At 58.9% G+C, this 22,075-nt stretch carries 18 protein-coding genes and 2 pseudogenes; 12 read left to right on the top strand and 8 right to left on the bottom strand.

Annotation, left to right across the window (positions count from 1 at the left end; translation table 11 throughout):
• Positions 1-104: 104 nt before the first annotated feature.
• Genes BW979_RS14385 through BW979_RS14355 form a run of 7 tightly spaced genes read left to right on the top strand, consistent with a single transcriptional unit; the run spans position 105 to position 7,929 of the window.
• Complete coding sequence (locus BW979_RS14385) at positions 105-842, top strand: FadR/GntR family transcriptional regulator (RefSeq protein ID WP_076384075.1); 738 nt, start codon at positions 105-107, stop codon at positions 840-842.
• Positions 839-1,843 carry an ABC transporter ATP-binding protein gene (locus BW979_RS14380; RefSeq protein ID WP_076384074.1) on the top strand — a complete coding sequence of 335 codons (1,005 nt, stop codon included), beginning with the start codon at positions 839-841 and terminating at the stop codon, positions 1,841-1,843. The genes BW979_RS14385 and BW979_RS14380 overlap by 4 nt, the downstream gene beginning before the upstream one ends.
• Positions 1,840-2,958: an ABC transporter ATP-binding protein gene (locus tag BW979_RS14375; protein WP_076384073.1), complete on the top strand. Its 1,119-nt coding sequence runs from the start codon at positions 1,840-1,842 to the stop codon at positions 2,956-2,958. Before BW979_RS14380 ends, BW979_RS14375 begins: the two co-directional genes overlap by 4 nt.
• Positions 2,955-4,457, top strand: a complete 1,503-nt coding sequence (locus BW979_RS14370) for an ABC transporter substrate-binding protein (protein WP_076384072.1) — start codon at positions 2,955-2,957, stop codon at positions 4,455-4,457. The genes BW979_RS14375 and BW979_RS14370 overlap by 4 nt, the downstream gene beginning before the upstream one ends.
• Positions 4,458-4,491: 34 nt before the next feature.
• On the top strand, positions 4,492-5,439 hold the full coding sequence (locus BW979_RS14365; protein WP_076384071.1) for an ABC transporter permease: 948 nt from the start codon (positions 4,492-4,494) through the stop codon (positions 5,437-5,439).
• Complete coding sequence (locus BW979_RS14360; RefSeq protein WP_076384070.1) at positions 5,436-6,308, top strand: ABC transporter permease; 873 nt, start codon at positions 5,436-5,438, stop codon at positions 6,306-6,308. The genes BW979_RS14365 and BW979_RS14360 overlap by 4 nt, the downstream gene beginning before the upstream one ends.
• Before the next feature lie 25 nt (positions 6,309-6,333).
• Positions 6,334-7,929: a gamma-glutamyltransferase family protein gene (locus BW979_RS14355; protein WP_076384069.1), complete on the top strand. Its 1,596-nt coding sequence runs from the start codon at positions 6,334-6,336 to the stop codon at positions 7,927-7,929.
• Positions 7,930-8,338: 409 nt separating this feature from the next.
• On the opposite strand, the pseudogene BW979_RS14350 reads toward BW979_RS14355, so the two are convergent.
• The 6 genes and pseudogenes from BW979_RS14350 to BW979_RS14325 form a co-directional block, all read right to left on the bottom strand.
• Positions 8,339-9,400: pseudogene (locus BW979_RS14350) on the bottom strand (polyamine ABC transporter substrate-binding protein); the annotation flags it as partial.
• A 44-nt stretch (positions 9,401-9,444) separates the two neighbouring features.
• Positions 9,445-9,786 (bottom strand): cupin domain-containing protein, encoded by a 342-nt coding sequence (locus BW979_RS14345; RefSeq protein WP_025214414.1) that lies wholly within the window; start codon positions 9,784-9,786, stop codon positions 9,445-9,447.
• Positions 9,783-11,207, bottom strand: a complete 1,425-nt coding sequence (locus BW979_RS14340) for an NAD(P)/FAD-dependent oxidoreductase (protein WP_025214415.1) — start codon at positions 11,205-11,207, stop codon at positions 9,783-9,785. Before BW979_RS14340 ends, BW979_RS14345 begins: the two co-directional genes overlap by 4 nt.
• Before the next feature lie 57 nt (positions 11,208-11,264).
• Complete coding sequence (locus tag BW979_RS14335; RefSeq protein WP_054069181.1) at positions 11,265-12,065, bottom strand: helix-turn-helix domain-containing protein; 801 nt, start codon at positions 12,063-12,065, stop codon at positions 11,265-11,267.
• Between the two features lie 345 nt (positions 12,066-12,410).
• Entirely contained in the window at positions 12,411-13,190 is a 780-nt protein-coding gene (locus tag BW979_RS14330) for an enoyl-CoA hydratase (RefSeq protein WP_054069182.1), read from the bottom strand.
• Between the two features lie 259 nt (positions 13,191-13,449).
• Positions 13,450-14,331: a DMT family transporter gene (locus BW979_RS14325; RefSeq protein WP_054069183.1), complete on the bottom strand. Its 882-nt coding sequence runs from the start codon at positions 14,329-14,331 to the stop codon at positions 13,450-13,452.
• Between the two features lie 192 nt (positions 14,332-14,523).
• On the opposite strand from BW979_RS14325, the gene BW979_RS14320 reads away from it, so the two are divergent.
• The 5 genes from BW979_RS14320 to BW979_RS14300 all read left to right on the top strand — a co-directional run bounded on the left by BW979_RS14320 (position 14,524) and on the right by BW979_RS14300 (position 19,871).
• On the top strand, positions 14,524-15,141 hold the full coding sequence (locus BW979_RS14320) for a TetR/AcrR family transcriptional regulator (protein ID WP_054069184.1): 618 nt from the start codon (positions 14,524-14,526) through the stop codon (positions 15,139-15,141).
• 186 nt (positions 15,142-15,327) lie between these two features.
• The gene (gene soxC / locus BW979_RS14315; protein ID WP_231990569.1) at positions 15,328-16,635 is read left to right on the top strand and encodes a sulfite dehydrogenase; all 1,308 of its coding nucleotides are present in this window, start codon (positions 15,328-15,330) and stop codon (positions 16,633-16,635) included.
• Positions 16,622-17,197, top strand: a complete 576-nt coding sequence (locus tag BW979_RS14310) for a c-type cytochrome (RefSeq protein ID WP_052239506.1) — start codon at positions 16,622-16,624, stop codon at positions 17,195-17,197. Before soxC ends, BW979_RS14310 begins: the two co-directional genes overlap by 14 nt.
• A 61-nt stretch (positions 17,198-17,258) precedes the next feature.
• Positions 17,259-17,648, top strand: a complete 390-nt coding sequence (locus BW979_RS14305) for a DUF2946 family protein (RefSeq protein WP_041020387.1) — start codon at positions 17,259-17,261, stop codon at positions 17,646-17,648.
• Positions 17,649-17,720: 72 nt separating this feature from the next.
• Positions 17,721-19,871: a TonB-dependent receptor gene (locus BW979_RS14300; RefSeq protein ID WP_076384068.1), complete on the top strand. Its 2,151-nt coding sequence runs from the start codon at positions 17,721-17,723 to the stop codon at positions 19,869-19,871.
• Between the two features lie 210 nt (positions 19,872-20,081).
• Here BW979_RS14300 and BW979_RS28135 read toward each other — a convergent pair whose 3' ends face one another.
• Together BW979_RS28135 and BW979_RS28130 are read right to left on the bottom strand one after the other, a co-directional pair.
• A complete protein-coding gene (locus tag BW979_RS28135; protein WP_374046025.1) occupies positions 20,082-20,849 on the bottom strand; it encodes a methyl-accepting chemotaxis protein in 768 nt (255 codons plus the stop codon).
• Positions 20,850-20,945: 96 nt separating this feature from the next.
• Positions 20,946-21,959, bottom strand: a pseudogene (locus tag BW979_RS28130) (HAMP domain-containing protein); the annotation flags it as partial.
• Between the last annotated feature and the right edge of the window lie 116 nt (positions 21,960-22,075).

Raw genomic sequence — 22,075 nt, 5'->3', positions numbered from 1 at the left:
GAACCAATTTCAATTGGCATCGCGCTTGCACTTACCCTTTTGCCTCGATCTCCTGCACACAGTCAGCTCGGAGCCGTTTTTTATACTCTGGCGCGAGTACCACAATGCAAAGGTTCGACCCTGACACACCCATCGACAACACTTCGAAACTAGCGCTGGATGCCTTGCGGCAGATGGTTGCGCAACATGCTGCCTTCCCGCACCGGGCATTGCCGACCGAGCGGGATCTGGCCGCCGATTTTGGCCTCAGTCGCCGGGCCATCCGGCGGGCGCTGGCGGTGCTGGAAGCCGAAGGGCAGATCTGGCGGCGCCAGGGCAAAGGAACCTTCGTCGGCCCTACGCCACCGAGTGCGGCCATGAGCTTTGCCCGGTTGTCCGGGCGGACCAACTTCAGCGAGGTTATGGAAGCGCGCCTGCATCTGGAACCGGCACTGGCGTCCCTGGCGGCGGTTCGAGCCAACGGCGACCAGATAGCAATTTTGCGCCGCCTTGCCGAACGCACCAGACACCAACAGGCCGCCGAGCCTGCCGATGCCGAGGGCATTGAGCTGTGGGACAGCGCCCTGCATCGCGGGATCGCCGAGGCCGCAGGTAACCGCCTGATGCTGGATATCTTTGAAATGCTCGATGCGATCCGGCTCGACCCGGCCTGGCGTGAGCTGCGTCAGCGGGCTCGCAACGCCGATCGCCTCGACACCTACAGCCACGACCACAACGACATTGTCGACGCTATCGAAAACCGTGATCCGATCAAGGCCGCCACGGCCATGCGTGGCCATTTGCGCGCGCTGCAACAAGCGCTGGACAACGTCATCAATCAAGATCTGGAGGCAAGTTTATGAGCACCACAACTCAGGCCACCGACACGGTATTGAGTGTCAGCAACTTGACCGTGTGCTTTGCAGGCGCGCCCGCCAATGTCGTGGACGGCGTCTCGTTCTCGGTCCAGCGAGGCAAGACCCTGGCCATCGTCGGAGAGTCTGGATGTGGTAAAAGCGTTACGTCCATGGCGCTGATGGGCTTGCTACCCGACACCGCCAAGATCGCCGCCCGTATGTCCGCCCTGCTCGATGAAGCCTTGCTGGGCATGCCCGACGAGCGCTTGCTGGATGTGCGCGGCAACCGCATGGCGATGATTTTCCAAGAGCCCATGACCTCCTTGAACCCGGTCTTCACCATTGGCGAGCAGATCGCCGAAAGCGTGATCCGCCATCAGGGTCTGTCAGCCAGGGACGCCCGTCAGCGCGCCCTGCAAATGCTCGAAAAGGTCCGCGTACCTGACGCTGCGCAACGCCTGGACGCCTACCCCCATGAACTGTCCGGCGGCATGCGGCAGCGGGCAATGATTGCCATGGCCCTGGCCAACGATCCGGCGCTGATCATTGCCGACGAACCCACCACTGCTCTGGACGTGACCATTCAGGTGCAGATCCTGTCGCTGATCGCCAATCTGCAGGCTGAAACCGGCACGGCCATGATCTTGATCACCCATGATCTGGGCGTGGTCGCCGAAGTCGCTGACGACGTGATGGTGATGTACGCCGGGCGAGTGGTGGAAAGCGGCCCGGTAAAAACCCTGTTCGATGACCCGCAGCACCCGTACACCATCGGCCTGATGGGCTCGATGCCATCGATTGGCCCGCGTGAAGGTCGCCTGGCAACCATCAATGGTCGCGTCCCGACGCCTGCGCAAATGCCTACCGGTTGCCGATTCGCCGGACGCTGCCCTTTTGCGATTCAGGCATGTCGCGAGGCGCGCCCGCCGCTACTTGAGCTTTCCCCCGGACATTTCGCCGCGTGCATTCGTGCGCCACTGGAACAGCATATGGGAGTCAGCGCGTGAGCCTTTCTGAACGCCAAATAGTTAAGCGTGCAAGCCCTAAAATCATTCTCGACGGCATCGGCCTGAGCAAACACTTCGGGGTGGAAAGCGGCTTGTTCCAGCGCAAGAAGCCGCCGGTTCAAGCGGTCAATCAGGTCAATCTGTCGGTGCGCAAAGGGGAAACCCTGGCGCTGGTGGGCGAGTCCGGCTCGGGTAAATCAACCCTCGGCCGTCTACTGCTCAACCTGCTCAAACCTACGGCGGGCGACATCATTTATGAAGGCCGCAACCTGGCCAATCTGACCCCGGAAAAGCTGCGCCAGGTGCGGCGTGATTTGCAGATCATCTTTCAGGATCCGTTTGCCTCGCTCAATCCGCGCATGACTGTGGAATCCATCGTCGGTGAGCCTATCTGGCTGCACAGCGATGCCAGCCGCAGCGACCGCCAGGCCAAAGTCGCCGAGTTGCTGCGCACCGTGGGCCTGGCGCCCGAGCACGGCGGCCGCCACCCTCACGAGTTCTCCGGTGGCCAGCGTCAGCGCATCGGCATTGCGAGGGCCCTGGCGTCTGACCCGCGTTTGATTCTGGGTGACGAACCCGTGTCCGCGCTGGACGTTTCGGTGCAGGCGCAAGTGGTCAACCTGCTGGAAGACCTCAAGCATCAATTCGGTCTGACCCTGATGATTGTCGCCCACGGCCTCGCCGTGATCCGCCACATGAGCGACCGAGTAGCCGTGATGTATTTGGGGGAAATCGTCGAACTGGCGCCGGTCAACGGCCTGTTTGAAAACCCTCTGCACCCTTACACCCAGGCGCTTATGGCCGCCGTGCCGGTCAGCCACCCGGACCTGCGCCGGCCGCGCCCATTGCTGGGCGGCGACATGCCGAGCCCGAGCCGCCCGCCATCGGGTTGCCGCTTCCATACCCGCTGCCCGCACGCCCGGGCGCTGTGCAAAGAAGTGGTGCCGGTGATGGAAACCGTCGAGGCCGAGCGTCAGGTGGCGTGCCACTTCTGGCGTGAAATCGCCAATGCCGGTGCAGGCACCCTGATTTTGCCGACACCCAGCGCTGCCTACACCCAGCGCCTGAATCTGTTCAAGAACCATCAATCCCTTGCAGTGGAGAGCCAGCCATGAAAATTGCACGCGTCATGACAGGAACCTTGTTATTGCTGGCCGCCAACGCCGCCTTTGCCGAATCCACCCTGCGCATCGGCATTCAGGACGATCCTGATGGGCTCGACCCGCATCGTTCGCGTACCTATGCGGGCCGCCTGGTCTATACCGCACTGTGCGACAAGCTGGTGGATGTGAACCCGGACCTGACCTACGCCCCACAACTGGCCACTGCCTGGAACTGGAGCGAAGACGGCAAGACCCTGACCATGACTCTGCGCGAAGGCGTGACTTATCACGACGGCGAAGCGTTCGATGCTGCCTCGGTGAAGTTCAACCTGGACCGCGCTCGCACCCTGCCCGACTCCCTGCGCAAGAGCGAGCTGGCCTCGGTGGACAGTGTTGAAGTGATCGACGTCAAAACCGTTGCCATCAAACTCAAGCAAGCGGACGCCACCCTGGTCTCCCAACTCTCGGACCGCGCCGGAATGATGCTTGCGCCGAAGGCCGCCCAGGGTGAGTTCGCCTCCAAACCGGTGTGCTCCGGCCCTTACAAATTCGTCCAGCGCGTGCAGCAGGATCGCATTGTGCTGGAGCGCTTCGACAACTATTGGAACAAGCAGGCTTATCACTTCGACAAGGTGATTTTCCTGCCGATTCCGGACACCTCGGTGCGTCTGGCCAACCTGCGTTCCGGCGACCTGGACATCATCGAACGGGTTGCCCCCACCGACGTGAAAACCGCCAAGGCGGACAGCAAGCTGGCGGTCTATAACACGCCAGGGCTTGGCTACATGCAGTTGATGTTCAACATTAACAACGGCGAAAAGGCTAACTCGCCGATGGGCAAAGACAAGCGCGTGCGCAAGGCATTCGAGCTGTCCATCGACCGTGATGCGATCAACCAGGTGGTGTTCGAAGGCCTGTTTGCGCCGAGCGCCCAGCCATTTCCGAAAAACAGCCCGTACTACGACAAGGATCTGCCGATCCCGACCCGCGATGTGGAAAAGAGCAAGACCTTGCTGGCCGAAGCAGGCGTGAAGCTACCACTGGCAGTGGACCTGAAAGTCGCCAACAACCCTATAGCACAACAGGTCGGGCAGATCATTCAGGCCATGGCTGAAGAAGCGGGTTTCAAGGTCAATCTGATTGCCACTGAATACGCCACCATGCTTAGCGAACAGCAAAGCGGCAACTTCCAGATCGGCATGAGCGCCTGGTCGGGCCGTCCTGATCCGGATGGCGACATTCACCAGTTCGTGACCTGCAAGGGCGGCCAGAACGACGGCAAATACTGCAACGCCAAACTCGACGAGCTGTTGGACAAGGCCCGCACTGTCAACGATGTTGCCCAGCGCCAGGCCCTGTACAACGAAGCCCTGCGTTTGCTGGCTGACGAAGTGCCGACCGCGTATCTGTATTTCGATCCGCGAATCATGGCCATGCGTAACAACGTGACTGGTTTCGTACCGAGCCCGGATGGCCTGATTCGTCTGAACAACGTCGCGTTCAAGCCATGACTGTGAATGATCGCCGCAAAAACGAGGGTCCGGCATGCTGATGTTTATCCTGCGACGCCTGCTCAGTGCGATCCCGACACTGATCCTGGTTTCGCTCTTCGTCTTCACCCTGCAGAAACTGTTGCCGGGTGACCCGGTGCTGGCCATGGCCGGTGAAGAGCGCGATCCGGCGGTGATGGAATACCTGCGCGACAAGTATCGGCTCAACGACCCGATCCCCGTGCAGTACCTGAACTGGGTCGGCAATGTGCTGACCGGCGACTTCGGCACTTCGCTGCGCACCGAACAACCGGTGACCACGCTGTTGGCGTCCAAGTTGCCGGTGACCCTGGAGCTGGCAGTGCTGGCCTTGTTGATCGCACTGCTGATCGGCATCCCCACTGGAATTATCTCAGCCGTACGCAAAGGCACCGTCGTGGATTACGGGGCCAATGTCATCGCGCTGTCGGGGATCTCGATTCCGCACTTCTGGCTGGGGATCCTGCTGATCATGGTCTTCGCCGTGAAACTGCAATGGCTGCCGGCCTCGGGTTTCGTGCCCGTGGGCGAGGACTTCGGGCAAAACCTGAAGACCTTGATCCTGCCGGCCTTCGTGCTCGGCGCAGGGTTGTCGGGGATTCTCATGCGCCATACCCGCAGCGCCATGCTTGAAGTGTTGCGCACCGACTACGTGCGCACCGCCCGGGCCAAGGGCCTGCGCCCGCGCACGGTGATCCTCAAGCATGCCCTGCGCAATGCATTGATGCCTATTGTGACCCTGACCACCCTGCTGTTTGGTGAACTGCTCGGCGGCGCAGTGCTGACCGAGCAAGTCTTCAGCATCCCTGGCTTCGGCAAGATGATTGTCGACGCCGTGTTCAATCGTGATTACGCCGTGGTGCAAGGCGTGGTGCTGTGCATCGCAATTGGCTTCCTGCTGCTGAACCTGCTCGCCGACGTGCTGTACCGGATGATTAATCCGCGTCTGAGGACTGCTTCATGACCGCTATTTCCAGCCTCCCTCATAGCGTGATCGCACCCCGCAGTCGCTCGCCGTTCGTGAAGAAATTCCTCGCCAACAAAGGCGCGGTACTCGGCGCGGCGGTGTTGCTGCTGTTTATCCTGGCGGCCTTGCTGGCGCCCTGGATTGCGCCCCATGACCCGCTGAAAGCCAACTTTCTCGCGGTCCGCAAGGCACCATCGCTGATCTACTGGATGGGCACTGACGAACTGGGTCGCGATCTGTTTTCCCGCCTGCTCTGGGGCGCTCGCAGTTCGTTGCTGGCCGGTGGTGTTTCGGTGGTCATCGCCATGGCCATCGGCGTGCCTTTGGGCCTGTTGGGCGGTTATTTCGGCGGCAAACTCGAAGCGATGATTTCCCGTGTCATGGACGCGCTGTTGTCCTGCCCGTTTCTGGTATTGGCGATTGCGCTGGGCGCCTTCCTTGGCCCGAGCCTGACCAACGCAATGATCGCCATCGGCCTGTCAGCCATGCCGATCTTTGCCCGACTGACCCGTGGTCAGGTGCTGGCCATCAAACACGAAGATTACCTGGAAGGTGCTCGTGCCATTGGCTTGCCGGATCGCTGGATCATCCTGCGCTACGTGCTGCCCAACGTGATGTCGCCATTGGTTGTGCAAGCCACCTTGACCATCGCCTCGGCGATTCTGGCTGAAGCCAGTCTGTCGTTCCTCGGTCTGGGCCAGCAACCGCCCTCGCCTTCCTGGGGATCGATGCTCAACACCGCGAAAAACTTTATGGAGCAGGCACCCTGGATGTCGATTGCGCCTGGCGTGGCGATCTACATTACGGTCCTGTGTTTCAACCTGCTGGGGGATGGTTTGCGTGATGCGCTGGACCCTAAGGGCTAACTTTTTCTGTCAAAGAGAAACGCTAATGTTTGATGATCTGGATTACAGCCAACCCTACGCTTCGGCACGCTCGCCAGTGATGGGCAGTAGCATGGTCGCCTGCTCCCAGCCATTGGCCGCCCAGGCCGGGCTGGACATGTTGCGCAAGGGCGGCAACGCCGTCGACGCGGCCATCGCAGCCGCCATGGTCCTGACCGTGGTCGAGCCCACCGGTTGCGGGATCGGCAGCGACGCTTTCGCTATCGTCTGGGACGGCAGCAAGTTGCAGGGCCTGAATGCTTCGGGTCGCGCACCGCAAGCCTGGACCCCTGAGTTTTTCGCCGGGCAGAGCAAAATGCCCCAGCGCGGCTGGCCAGCGGTGACTGTGCCGGGGGCGGTTTCGGCCTGGGTCGAGCTGTCCGAGCGTTACGGAAAACTGCCTTTCGCCAGCCTGGCTGAACCGGCCATCGGCTATGCTCGGGATGGCTACCAAGTCACCCCGATCATAGCCCAGCTATGGAAGCTCGGCGCTGAACGGCTCAAGGATCAGCCGGGTTTTGCCGAGTGCTTCCTGCCCGACGGCCAAGCACCACAGGCCGGGGAGAAAATCCGGCTCAAGGATCACGCCCGCACCCTGGAGCTGATCGCCCAAACCAAAGGCGAAGCGTTCTATCGCGGCGAACTGGCCCAAGCCATCATCGCCCATGCCAACGCCAATGGCAGCGTCATGAGCCTCGACGATCTGGCGACCCACACTGTGGACTGGATCGACACCCTGTCGGTGCCCTACGCCGGCGCCGTGGTTCATGAATTGCCACCTAATGGCCAGGGCATCGCTACCCTGTCCGGCCTGACTATGCTCGAAGCATTGGGCGTCGGCGAGCATCCAGTGGACAGCCTGGAAACCGTGCACCCAGTGTTGGAAGCCATGAAGCTGGCCCTTGCCGACCTGGACGAACACGTGGCGGATAACGACCACATGCGCGTGCCTTCCGAACATCTGCTGAACAAAACCTACCTGATGGAGCGCGCCGGTCTCGTCACCGACAAGGCCGCCAATCCGGGGCATGGTTCGCCTAAACCGGGCGGCACCGTTTACCTGTCGGCGGCCGATGAAAGCGGCATGATGATCTCGTTCATCCAGTCCAATTACATGGGCTTCGGCTCAGGTGTCGTGGTGCCTGGCACCGGCATCAGCCTGCAAAACCGTGGCGCGGGCTTCTCCCTGGATCCGCAGCACGTCAACTACGTTGCACCGCGCAAACGTCCGTTCCACACCATCATCCCCGGCTTTGTGATGAACGCCGACGGCACGCCGTTGATGTCCTTCGGCCTGATGGGCGGCCCGATGCAGGCACAGGGTCACTTGCAGATGATGATGCGTATCCTGCGCTACAAACAGAACCCGCAAGCCGCCGCAGACGCACCGCGCTGGAGGCTCGAATCTGGCCTGAAAGTCGCAGTGGAACGTACATTCGACCCACAGGTGGTCGAAGCCTTGCGTGCCAAAGGCCACGACATAGTTATCGAAGAACCTAACGGCGTATTCGCCTTTGGCGGCGCGCAGATTATCCAGCGCACCACTCATGGTTACGTGGGTGGCACTGATCCCCGGAAGGATGGTCTGGTGGCCGCGTACTGAAAGTACGAAGATCCTAGGCGCAACTGAGTTGCGCGTAGGATTATTCTCTGAAAACCGCTAATTCTCATCCCACTGCACGCTATTGCCAACATGCTTTGCCGCCCAGGACTCAGAACTGTGGCGAGCTTGCATTGGGTCTGTATTCCACAGGCACAAAAAAAAGCCACTCATCTGAGTGGCTTTTTTCTGAATCTTGGAGCGGGAAACGAGACTCGTATCTGGTGTCCGACTCGTTGAAATTTAAGGGGTTTCTTTTCTAGCCGGAGCAGGAAAAGACTTGATTCTGGACTTGTTTCTAGAGCACATCAAGCGGTCATGGTGCCAGTGTGAGGCATGCTTTCGCACCGAGGACCTGCCGCCGATGATCCGGGCTGCCCGCATCATCGGCGATTGACTTTATTGCCCGTTTTTTAACCCGACTCCAAACACGCGTGCGCAGCCGGTCGGTCTCTAGCGGCATCGCTTCCAGAACGAAGAGTTTCTTCATCACGCTTTCAGGCGGATACACCATCGGGTCGTTGAGAATGGCCTTGTCGACCATGCCTTCAGCGGCAGCATTGCCGTTGGCATAGTGCACGTGGTTGCTGATGTCAGCCATGACGTTGGGGTCCAGCAGGTAATTCAGAAACGCGTAACCGGCCGCTTCATTCGGAGCATCGGCGGGCATGGCGACCATGTCGAACCACATGGGTGAGCCTTCCTTGGGGATGGCGTAGGCAATCTGTTGGCCATTGCCGGCCTCATTGGCTCTGGCGGCCGCCTGCATCACATCGCCAGAGAACCCGACGACCAGACACACGTCTCCCGTTGCAAGATCGCTGGTGTACTTGGAGTTGTGGAAGTAATTCACATAGGGTCGCACTTTGAGTAGCAGGGCCTGGGCCTTCTCGTAGTCGGCCTTGTCCTTGCTGTGATGCCCAAGCCCCAGGTAGTTCAAGGCGATGGGAAGGATCTCGGGGCCGTTGTCGAGCATGGCTACGCCGCATCGGGCGAGTTTTTTCATGTTCTCCGGCTTGAAGATGATGTCCCATGAGTCTATCGGTACATCGCCCAGGACTGCCTTGACCTTGGCGACGTTGTAGCCGATGCCGGTGCTGCCCCACAGGTACGGGAAACCGTATCGGTTGCCCGGATCGTTGGCCTCCAGAACTTTCATCAGCGTCGGGTTGAGGTTCTGCCAGTTCGGCAGTTTGCTACGGTCCAGCGGTTTCAGCGCACCGGCCTTGATCTGCCGGGCCATGAAGTGGTTGGAGGGAAACACCACGTCATACCCGGAACGGCCGGCCATCAGTTTGGCGTCGAGGACCTCGTTGCTGTCGTATAAGTCATACTGAGTCGGGTGCCCGGTATGGGTGGTAAAATTTTGCAGGGTATCGGGGGCAATGTAACTGCTCCAGTTGTAGATCCTGACCGTGTCTGCCGCCTGAGCGGTGGACGCGATCAACAGTAGCGGAACGATCGATTTCAACATACGAGACCTCAACCTTTGTTCTAAGCGTTATGGATGAAGGCAGTTCAGAAAATCAGCACATAGCTTTTGCGAACGGTTTCTTGTATGTCCCAGACTCCCGTAGTGTTCGCAGGCAACATCAATGCGTCGCCGGCCTGGATATGAAGGATCTCACCGCCATCCGGGGTGAAGGTGCAGCGCCCCTGGATGAAATGGCAGAACTCCTGTTGCACGATCTGGCGCCGCCAGCGGCCGGGGGTGCATTCCCACACCCCGGCTTCGACGCCGTCATCGCGCTCAACGCTTGTCGTGGCAACCTGTGAAACCGGCTCACCCAGCGGTATACCGACAGCGCCCGATTCCACGAGAGACAAGCGTGGGGTGTCGCGAAAATGATCGATCTTCATGGGAACGGCTCCTTGGACTTCATCAGACGTTCCATGCAACCCGCCAGGCCCTCGGCCATCCGGCGACGCCAGCGCGGTACATGGAGGTTGGCCAGTATCCGATCCTCGTGAACAAAGCTCTGGATAATGGCGTTGTAACCCAGCCAGCGCAGGGGCTCTGGCTCCCAGCGCGGCAACGAGGCCAGCGGACGGTCGGACCACACCCAAGGCTGGCGGGTCAGTTCGTTGTCCTGACCAAGAATCAGCGCGGCCACGGTGCGACCACCCAGGTTGCTGGCGCCTACGCCTTCGCCGCCATAGCCACCGGCGAGTGCAATTTTCTGGCGGCGGTCGGCCAGCATGTGCGGGTGAAAGCGCCGCGCGACGCCCAAGTTGCCGCCCCAGGCATGAGTCAGACGAACATTGCGCAAAATCGGGAATAGTTCGCTAAACAAGTACTGACGCAACTCACGTTCGGCCTGACTGAGGTTGAAGTCACTGCGCAGGCGACCTCCAAAGCGATAGCCACCGCGGGCACCAAATACCAAGCGGTCATCGCGGCTGCGCTGACCGTAGGTGACCTGTCGGCTGTTTTCGCTGAAAGCCTGGCCACGGCTAAGTCCAATTTCGGCCCACACATCGGCCGGGAGCGGCTCAGTTGCAACGATCAGGCTCTGGGCGGCCAGTTGATATTTGTTTAACGGGGGCAAGGCACTGGCATATCCCTCGACTGCCGGCACCACCCAATCGGCGCTCACCCGACCGTGCTCGGTTCGAACTTGGCCTGCCGTCCAGTCGAGCACAGCGCTTTGCTCGAAAATCCGCACACCCATGCGTTCCACGACATCGGCTAGCCCCCGTACCAACCGGGCAGGTTGAAGGGTCGCGCAGTGAGGTGAATACAGGGCGCCGTACGCCTGGGCCACATTCAATTGTTCGCACAAGGCCTGAGCGCTCAACCAGCGATAATCGTCCTCACCCAGGCCTTGGGCACGGGCGGCAGCGAGTTGTTCGCGCAGGCGCCGTTCTTGCTCGGGATACCGCGCCGCGCAGTACAGCACGCCACCTTTACGCAGTTCGCAATCGATGCTTTCGACGTGGCACACCCGCGCCACTTCATCGGGGATTCCGTGCAGCAGTTGATATCCTGCATGACGTTGGGCGGCGGGCAAGGGCCCCAGGAGTCGGTCTTCGCCGAGCAGATTCCCCATCAACCAGCCGCCATTGCGGCCGGAGGCGCCGAAACCGGCAATCTGTGCTTCAACTATGACGATATCCAGGTGCGGTGCTTGCTGCTTGAGGTAATAGGCCGTCCAAAGGCCGCTGTAGCCGGCACCGATGATCACCACATCGGCTCGCAGATCCTGATGCAACGTCGGACGCGGCGTCAGCGCCTCGTCGACTTGCTCCATCCACAAACTCACACCACCCCAACCAGCCATTACCTGCTCCATCGTTTGATTGCCGACAGAGCTTAATGCGCAGCGAAGGGGCCTGTGTTATCTGCGGGTACGCGCGCAATTGGCCTTCAACCAGACTTTTGGTGTGCAGCCGGTATGGCAGCGGAAAGCCTTGTAGAACGCAGAGGTGGAATTGAATCCGGCAGCCACTGCGAGGGCATCGATGGGTGCGTTTTCGTCGTAACTGGCGAGGCGTTCAAGGAGGTAGGCCAAGCGAGCCTGAGTCACGTAGCGATAGAAGCTTTGCCCGAGCACTTGATTCAATAAGTAAGACAACTGATTACGGCTGTACCCGGTGGCGCTGGCGATCCGTGCAAGATCCAGGTCAGGGTCCAGGAATGGCTGCTGGCGGGTAAAGTAATCAGCCAAGTCTCGCGCCATGAAGCTCAACTGGCGCGCCGATAGCCCTAGCTTACTGATGGCGGGGGCGCGACGCCCGGCGTGCGGCTCGCCGTCGCGCACGAGTGACGCGTATTCGTTGACACGCAGGATCTGACCCTCACATACGATGATCGCTTCGCTGGTGCGAAAGACCACCCGCTCGCCACTGCCCTTCAGAGCGGTCTGGTACTGGATGAATGCCGTGCAGCCGTCAGCGCGGATGCGGTCATTGTGCTCAAGATATTCATCGGGATGGCGCGGCAATGTGCCAGTGATGTAGGCGCGCAGCTCGGTCAGGCCCATGCTGCGATTCTGGAAAAAATCGTTGTACTGCACATGCGGGTGATAGAGCGCGAGTATCGCCTCCAGGTCGCGGTGCTTCCAGGCCATGTGATAGCGCAGCACCACCTCAAGGGTGAGCTTTGTCTGTTCGGCGGTATCTGACGGGACGAGGAGCATGGGTTGACGGGCCTTATGACTGGGCGGCACCAGTCTAGTCCTTGAGAGGTTGAGCGAACAAATTCAGGCAGCTCACATTCCGAATCAAAGCTAAAGGATCTCTACCTCGATTACGCGGGAAGTCGCAGGCACCGGGGTGACGAACGCCGTAATTTGCGATGCTTTCACTGGACTCGCTACCCTGCTCAGCATGGACGACAATGTGTTGAGTTTCATCAAGGCAGCAGCAATCATCCGTTCAGGGGAAGCATACCGCTCACGACATCGTAGCCATGAAAAACGACGACGGACTGCTGGGTGCGCAATTGAATATTTCAAGTATTGCGACTTGAGAACACGCAACTGCTAATGGTTGTTAATCAAATGCTTGTCCAAGAACGCTGCAATCCCTTCGATAGCATCCTCCTCCAGCGCATTGCAGGACATGACGTTCGCCGCATACGAGTAGGCATCCTCAAGGCGCATACCCTGTTGGCGATAAAACATGGACTTACCATATCTAATCGCCGCAGCACTCTTGGAGATTATCGAAGCTGTCAAAGCCTCCACAGCCATATCAAGCTCTTCGTTTTGGACGGCTTGGTTTATCAAGCCCCATTCTACAGCGGTATCAGCATCGATAAATTTCCCAGTAAACAACATTTCAAAGGCTCGCTTAGCGGCCACGCTTCGGGTCAGCGCAACAGACGGTGTGGAGCAAAAGAGTCCAAGATTGATACCCGAGACAGCGAAGCGGGCATTCCTCGTAGCTACTGCCAAGTCGCAGCTAGCTACAAGCTGACAGCCTGCTGCAGTCGCTACCCCTTGTACCCGGGCAACCACTGGAACGGGCAGCGATTGAATTCTTACCATGACCTTACTGCATAGATTGAACAAACGCTGATAAAAGGTAATATCCTGTTTTTTTTGCATTTCGCGCAAGTCGTGGCCCGCACAAAATACATTTCCTTTAGCTGCCAAGATGACACAACGAACGCTGGAATCAGAGGCAACTAAATTAAGCTTGTCATTCAATATGTTAAGCATGTCTTCCGACAACGCATTGTACTGTAGTGGCCGATTGAGCCATAAGGTCACAACGTCATTTCGACGCTCCCACAAAACAACATTATTTAAATCTTCCATCACCTTTCACCTTTTAAATTGACACACGCGCAGCAACCTGCGCATCGAGTTACAAACTAAGGATTAACATCCAGCAGCAATCCTCGTAGAGTTTTCTATAAGACATATTACTGAGTAAATGCATGTGCAAGAGTATAGCGTCTCATGGGAATTTCGCGTTAAAGCAGTCCTATGGATCTAGCTAATCAGCCGATGCTCCCTCTTCGTCAACATCAGTAATTCATATGAAACAGACACCTTACATCCAAGGGGCTCTGAATTACGCACGCTGCTTGCTGCCCAGCACCAACGCAACGCCCCCCAACACACCTACGGACGCCAACACCATCCTTAAGCTCAGGCTTTCATCAAGCAAAACGATGCCTGCCAGTGAAGCTAGAATCGGCACGCTTAACTGCACCGTTGCCGCTTGAAACGCTGCAAGATCACGCACGGCGATATACCAGACCGCGTAACCGACGCCTGACGCCAGCGCCCCGGAAAGAAGGGCGTAAAGCATCCCCAGCGAATCCCAGTGCAGCCCTGACAGAAACGGCAAGCTAGCAATCAGGACCAAGGGGATGGAGCGGATGAAATTGCCGGCAGTAGTCGCCAGAGGGTCGACGCCCCCTTTGCCAAACAGTGAGTAAATTCCCCACGCCAGTCCCGATAGCAACATAGTGAGCGCACTAAGGGCATCGGGGGATGCCGCGCCTGGCAGCAACAGGCTGACCAAGCCAGCAAGCGCTAACACAAATCCAACGATTGCCCGCGTGCGCATCCGCTCACCTTTGAACATGCCGTACAGAACCATGCTCAGCTGAACCGCGCCAAACAGCAGCAATGCCCCCGTCCCGGTCTCCAAATGACGGTACGCGAAGGAAAAAGCGAAGACGTAAACGAACAAGGCAGCGGCCCCCTGCCAACTGCCTTTGCCTATGGTTGAGGTCCGCCTCAAGGCACACAACAGCCATAACACCAAGGCCCCGCTGGCCAGCCGGACAACGCTGAAACTCGCAGCATCAATGTCGGTGTGCTTAAGCGCCAGGCGGCACAGCAAGGAGTTCGCGGCAAAGGCGAGCATGGCGAAACAGATCATCGCGATCAATCTTGCAGAGGCTGACGAGCTGGACGCCTTCGTTACGGGGTTGCTTATTGTCATGGTCGATCCCAATGCCTAGGCAGGCTCTCAGAACTCTTGACGCCACCGCGCCCTTAAAAACACGTTAAACGTCTCTGTACCGATCGGTCAATACAACTATCTTCCTGCAACCATGGGATGAGCTTCGCCCGTCTGTATCCTTCACCGCGCACGCATGGGTATGATTGGCGCTCAACCGGTTGGAATTGACCCATGGGAAAAAAGAACGCCGTCGTCGCCGCCGAACCTGCTGAAACAAGCACTAAGGAGCGGATACTGAAGATCGCTGCGCAGCTGTTCTCGACGCGCGGGTTTCACGCGACCGGCATGGCTGAGTTGGAGAAAGCCACTGGCCTGGCTCGCGGCGCGCTGTATTACCACATCGGCAGCAAGGAAGAATTGCTGTTCGAAATCACCAGCCGGTATCTGCGGGTGCTCATCGCAGAAGGCACGCCTCTGTGCGAGAGCGATTTGGCTGCGGAAGATAAATTTCGCCAGTTCTCGGCCATCGTGATGCGCACGATTGTCACCCACCTGGCCGAAATGACGGTGTGTTTCCGGGAAGTGTATTCGGTCATTGGCGAGCGCCAGACCGAGTTGCTCGACCTGCACCGACAGTATGAAAAGCTCTGGTCGAATATCCTCAAGGCTGGCGTGAGCGAGGGGACCTTCCGCACATCGGACTCGTTGGCCGTGAAGGCTATCCTTGGTATTCATCACTACAGCTACTTGTGGATCAAACCCGGAGGCCCACGCTCGCCGGAATCCATCGCGACGTTTTTCTGCGACACCCTCCTGCCCGGACTGAAGGTTGAGCCACGCCTGGCTTGACTGTCATCCGCGGCGCTTCAAATGCGCCGCCTCCCTCGACCTCCTCCTCATTCACGTCCCATCACCGATGGTTGTCCTTGCGACTGGACCACGCGCGTTTTTCGTTCTAGGCTGACTGCAGACCGACCGATCAGTCTACAGGCTTGCCGTTGGGTCCATCCCGACAAAGAACCAGAGGGAACAACAATGACAAAAAAATCCATGGTCCCCGCCCAGCAAGACACGTCTCAAACAGCTTTGGCTCGCCGGGATTTCTTGATTAAAAGCGGGGCCGTTATCGGTACTGCTGCCTATGCGCTGGGTAATAGCGATCTGGTCACCGCAGAGACGACCAACATCGCCCCGATTGATCCGAGCCAGCCTCTTGAAGTTCCGCAATGGACCCGCAGTCTTGGCGCCCCGACGGCAAGCCCTTATGGCAAACCTTCAACGTTCGAAACCAAAGCCGTCAGGAATCTGTATCCCGGCCTGAAGGACACGATGTCCGCCTACAGCACCTCGCCACTTCAGGAGCTGGACGGCATCATTACCCCGAACGGCCTGTTCTATGAGCGTCATCACGCGGGCGTCCCACAAATCGATCCGGCACAACATCGGTTGGTAATTCACGGCCTCACCGAAAACGCCTTGATCTTTACCGTGGACGAGATACGCCAGTTCCCCGCCGTGTCACGCGTGCACTTCATGGAGTGTTCGGGCAACCCATCGTTTCTTCCTCCCTGGGGTAAAACCGCAGCGGAAGTGAGCGGCCTGGTGAGTTGCGCTGAATGGACTGGCGTTACCCTGAAGACCCTGCTGGATGAAGCCGGGCTCAAGCCCCAAGCCAAGTGGATCATTGCCGAAGGGGCAGACGGCGCCGCAATGACGCGCAGCATTCCCATCGAGAAATGCCTGGACGATGTGATGGTCGTCTACAGCCAGAACGGCGAGCGTCTCAGGCCGGAACAGGGCTATCCGCTGCGCCTGTTTGTCCCCGGCTACGAGGGCAATACCCACATCAAATGGCTACGCCGACTTCATGTCACCGATTCGCCCGCCTACAGCCGGGAAGAAACCGCCAAATACACCGACTTGATGGCGGACGGCAAGGCTCGGAAGTTTTCCTTCGTCATGGAGTGCAAATCGCTGGTGACCTACCCTTCCGGCACCCAGAAACTGACGCGCAAAGGCCTGCATGAAATGCGTGGCATTGCCTGGAGCGGCCACGGAAAAATCACCCGTGTCGATGTCTCCGTCGACGGCGGCAATAACTGGACGCAAGCCAAATTACAAGAACCCATTCTGACCAAGGCGCTGACTGTCTTCAGGGCGCCTTTCGAATGGAACGGCCAGGAATTGATGATCATGAGCCGCGCCATCGACGAGACCGGCTATGTTCAGCCGATGCTGGAACAGTTGATTGATGAACGTGGCAAGGTCTCTTTCTACCACAACAATTCGGTGCAACCGTGGCGTGTTTCCAGCAATGGGGAGGTGACCAATGGACGGGCTTAAAGGTGGATCGTTTCTCATCGGTTTGCTGTGCGCCTGTGCGCTGACTCATGCCTCGGCACAATCCCAATACGGTTTGGGCACCAAGGCTACCGAAGCGCAGATCGCCAGTTGGAACATCGACGTGGCGCCCGACGGCAAGGCCTTGCCTCCAGGGCGCGCAACGGTGGCTGATGGGGAAAAGGTCTACATGAGCAGCTGCGTCAGTTGCCATGGCGTGAAGCTCGAAGGTGGCATCGGCCCCGCGTTGGCGGGGGGCGCAGGAACGCTGACGACTGACAAACCGCTCAAGACAGTCGGCAGCTATTGGCCCTATGCAACGACGCTTTTCGACTACATCCGCAGAGCCATGCCCTTCCAGGCGCCACAGTCATTGTCCAACGAACAAGTCTATGCGGTGACCGGCTACATCCTGCACATGAACAAGCTGCTGGACGCCAACGCGACCGTGGATGCATCGACCTTGGCGGATGTAAAGATGCCGAATCGAGACGGTTTTTATACCGACGACAGACCGGACAGCAAGGCGGTTGCCTGTATGTCGAACTGTTTAAAAGCTCACTGACGGATCAAAAAATGTAAAATCCGCTCGCCGATAAACCGTTCCTTCTCAACGAGCTTTGCTGATGAAGCTGGCCAGCCGCGAAAAATCGATGATTGCCTGGGTGCTGTACTTCAGCATCCTGTTCGGTTCGTTGCTGTGCGCGATGGGCCATGGACAAATGGCCGGCTTGCGATTGAGCGGTTTGGACGGCGGACTGTTTTGCTCTACTGACGGCGGGGCAATATTCGAGGGCCTGCAGGATGTGCCCGCCCCTTCGCTGCCCGTCGTCGCTGATTGCGTCATTGCGAGCCTGTTCGGTGCGATCCTGCTGGCGGCGTTTTTCGGGCTGCTCGCCCTGCTTGCCGGCGAGCCAGCCAAGCCCTTGCCCGCACAACCGACCCGTTGCCTACCCAGGCAGCGATGGCCCTTGATCAATCCTCGCGCCTCCCCCGCCTTGCTTCCCGCGCTCTGACATCTTCACCACCCGCCGCTGCATCAAGCGCGGCGGGGTGTGTGCTCATCGAATTAAGCCAGGAAGCTCTTCATGTTTCGCTTGACCACTTTAGCGCTGCTCGCGGGCAGCACCTGCGCGTGGGCGCAAGACACTGCCCTGAACTTACCCACCAGTTACATCAATGCCTCGGCCGACCAGCCGAAACCGGCCACCCGCCTGGACCTGGATACCCCCATCGAAAGCGGGTCGCGCCTGAATCTCAGTGCCCGGGAAAATCCCGCCTCTGTAAGCGTGGCCGATCGCAAGACGATGGAACGTATCGGCGCACGCAACTTTCAAGACGCGGCGAACGCTCTGCCTGGGGTTAACGCTTCTGCGCCGCCCGGCTGGGGCGGCTATGTATCGTACCGCGGCTTCAACGGCGCCCAGATCAGCCAGTTGTTCAACGGCATCAATCTGCAATACGGCGGCGCAGCACGTCCGGTCGGCGCCTGGATTTATGACCGGGTGGAATTGCTCGGCGGCCCGTCCTCGTTCCTCAACGGCAGCGGTGCCGTGGGTGGCAGCCTGAACGTGATCACCAAGCTTGCCAACCGCGAGGAAGATACCTTCGAAGGCCGGATGAGCTACGGTCGCTACGACACCTGGGAAACCGCGGTCGGCTTCAATAAAGCGCTCAACAGCGGCGATGGCCCGCGCCACTATGCGCGCCTCGACTACAGCCACACCAGCAGCAACGGCTACATAGATCGCCAGGAGAACGGTGCGGGCAACCTGGCCTTCTCGCTGCTCAGCGACATCAACGACCGACTCTCCCATACGCTGGCGATCGAGTACCTGGAGGAGAAGGAAGACAGTCCCTACTGGGGCACGCCGGTGCTGCAACCGCTGACCGGCAAGCTGCAGATCGACAAGCGCAACCGCTTCAACAACTACAACGTCGAGGACGGTCGCTACGAGCAGCGCACCCGCTGGATACGCTCGATCACGGACTACCAGCTGGACGACAATACCCAATTGCGCAATACCTTCTACCACTACGATGGCCAGCGCGATTACCGCAACCTTGAGGTCTACCGCTACAACAGCGACAACAGCGCCATCGCCCGCTCCGGCGGTTACCGCCAGCGGCACGACCAGGAGGTCAACGGTGACCGCATCGAGCTGACTCACCAGGCTCAACTGTTCGGCCTGGCTAGCGATTGGGCGCTGGGCGTGGATTACAACACCAACCAGCAAACCAACTACCCGTTGTCCAAAGGCGCCTTCGACACCATCGATCCAGATGGCTTCGAGCCGGGCCACTTCCTGGACATTCCGGGGATGGATGCACCGCGCAGTAAAGGTCGCAGCACTTGGACTGATACTTCTTCGGCGTTCGTCGAGAACCGCACGCGCCTGACCGAGCAACTGGCGCTGATCACTGCGCTGCGTTATGACCATATCGATTTCGAGGTGGTCGATCATGCGGCGCAGGCCAGGCTCGACAAGCGTTGGGATGCAATCACGGGACGCCTGGGCCTGGTGTACGACCTGACGTCGAATGTCAGCCTTTATACCCAATACAGTACCTCGGCCGAGCCGCCGGGAGGGACGCTTACCAGCGCCTCCATTGCCCAGGTGAGCGACTTCGACTTGAGCACCGGTCGCCAATTCGAGGTGGGCAGCAAGTTCGATTTTCTTGACGGTCGCGGCTCGGCCACCGCCGCGGCCTACCGCATCGTGCGCAAGAACATCTCCGTCCCCTCCTCGACGGTGCCCAACACCACCGAACAAGCGGGTCAACAAACCTCCACCGGCATAGAGCTGGCCGCTTCATTCAAGATCACGCCCAAGCTATTGGCGGCCGGTAACTTCAGTTGGGTAAGGGCTGAGTACGACGAGTTCAATGAAACCATCGCCGGTGTTGTGTTCTCGCGCAAAGGCAAGAATCCGGTGAATATTCCCGACCGCGTAGCCAATCTCTGGCTGACCTATGACGTGGCTCCTGACTGGCAGCTCGGGGCTGACGTGCGCTACGTATCGTCGGTCTACGCCAACACCGCCAATACGACCTGGGTGCCCTCGTACACTGTCTATGGTTTGTCCATGACCCATGATCTGGACAAACACGTACAGGTCAGCGCGCGCCTGCGCAACCTGACCGACGAGGTCTATGCCCGTTTCATCCACCAGAGCAACACCCAGTATTACGTGGGCGAGCCGCGCAGTCTGGAAATCGCTGTGCAGTGGAAGTACTGACGACCCCGAACGGAATGCAGCACACGGTCTGGCGACCTGACAGGTCTAATCATGATTCGGAGCGCAGTCCTTCCCGCGTTGATCAGCCTGTTTGAATGGCCCGCTGGACGGGACCGCCAGGGACGGCGGCTTTCACTGTTTTTTCTCTGGGCTCAACGCTCATGGGGCTTACCCTCTAATCGGCAATTGAACGTCCATTGTTCGTACGGACTAAAACTTGAAGCGCCCGACCAATCCTTGAAGCTGGCCAGAAATGGCCGTCATTCGCCCCGATCCGGCATGGGCTGAATGCGCGAACTCCTCTACCATCTGCGCATCGGCGTGGATCTGTGCGATGTGCCGATTGATCTCCTCCGCCACTTGATGCTGCTCCTCTGCCGCCGTGGCGATCTGGGTGTTCTGGTCGCGAATCGAGTCCACTGAAGCGCGGATCTTGTCAAAGCTGTCGCGGGCCCGCTGGATCCGCTGCACGCTAGCCTGGGACGCTTGCAGGCTGCCTTGCATCTGCTGGGTGACTTCCTGGGTGCGGCGAGCGAGGTTACCCAGTAGGCTGTCTATTTCGCCGGTAGAGTCGGAGGTGCGACGAGCCAGGGCGCGAACTTCATCCGCGACCACTGCAAAGCCACGCCCTTGATCACCCGCACGGGCGGCTTCGATGGCGGCGTTGAGCGCCAGCAAGTTGGTCTGCTCGGCAATCGAGCGAATGGTGTCGAGAATCGCATTGATGTTATTGCTGTCTTGCTCGAGCAGCTGCATGGTCTGGGTCGATACCTGCAGCTCCTCACTGAGCTTAAGCACGCTGCCGGTGGCTTCGCTGATTTGCTTCTGGCCATCGTGCACGTCGCGGTAGCCTTCATCAGCACTCGACGCCGCGGCACTGCAGGAACGTGCGACCTCATTGGCAGTGGCGAGCATTTCATTGAAAGCGGTGCTTACCAATTCCACCGCCTCACGTTGGCGGCCGGCAGCCAGGTTCATGTTATTAGCGACTTCGTTGGTGTCAGCGGCAGCGACTTGCAGATCGGACGACGCATTGCCAATACGCTTCACCAACTGAGCGATCATGCTTAGAAACTGATTGAACCAACCGGCCAGGTTGGCAGTTTCGTCCTTGCCCCGTACCTGGAGTTGACGTGTAAGGTCACCTTCACCTTCGGCAATCTCTTGCAACCCATCAGCCACGCCACGAATCGGGCGCACGATCATGCTGGCAAAACCAGCACCAACGATGGCGAACACCACCGCCAATGCAACAGCGATGGCTGCAATCAACCAGGTCAGGCTCATGGCGTCGGCCATCACTTCATCACGCTTGATCAGGCCAATAAAACGCCATCCCAGGCCATCGGAACTCAGGACGTTGACCATGTATGGCACACCATCGATCTCGACTTGAGTCACCCCATCAGCGCTTTTGGCCAATTCGGCATAGCCGGGTCCTAGCTCACCTAACGGCTTGAAATTGTTTTTGGCATTTGCGGGATCGACCAAGACATTGCCATTGGCCTCGACCAACATCAGGTAACCACTCTTGCCCAACTTGATGGCTTTGACCAATTCAGTCAGTTGCTTGAGCGATACGTCCACGCCAACGACGCCCACCGCGGCACCGCTCGCGTCATTGATCGTGCGGACCGTGCTGACCAGCACCATGTCATCGGGTGCCCAGTAATACGCGCCCGTCCTTACGGTTGAGCCTCGTGCGGCTTCCATGGCAGCCTTGTACCAAGGTCGCACCCGTGGGTCGTAGCTGGCCATTGTCTGGTCATCGGGCCAACCTGCAAAACCTCCGTCATTGAGTCCAAGGGAAATGGAAGCCGTGGTTGGGTGGGTTTCTGCGAAACTGTCGAATACCACCTGGATCTGTCGATCGACCTTCGTCACAGGCGTTTTCGGGGCGTCAGCGGCCGTATAGTTCTTCAATCCCTGAACGTTGGCGATCCGAGGGTCTTTGGCAAGGTATTCGACGTTTTGGCGGATGCTGTCGAAAAACTGCCGCATCCCGCGGTCAATCTGCCTGATTTCGCGGCCACTGCTATCCAGGAAACTGGCTTGCGCTGCGCTACGCAAGTTCAGTACGACAACCATTGCGACCAATATGACTGGCGCGCAGGCGATAGCGGCAAACGCCCACGTGAGTTTCTGTTTGATGTTCATGAGTATTCCTGGGCAGGCAGATGGAACGTGGGCGCCCATGGGTAAAA

Source organism: Pseudomonas sp. A214, from assembly GCF_900156295.1.
Classification (GTDB): Bacteria; Pseudomonadota; Gammaproteobacteria; order Pseudomonadales; family Pseudomonadaceae; genus Aquipseudomonas; species Aquipseudomonas rhizophila.
The sequence above is the reverse complement of the archived record's forward strand: the minus strand, read 5'-3'. Positions and strand labels throughout refer to the sequence as shown.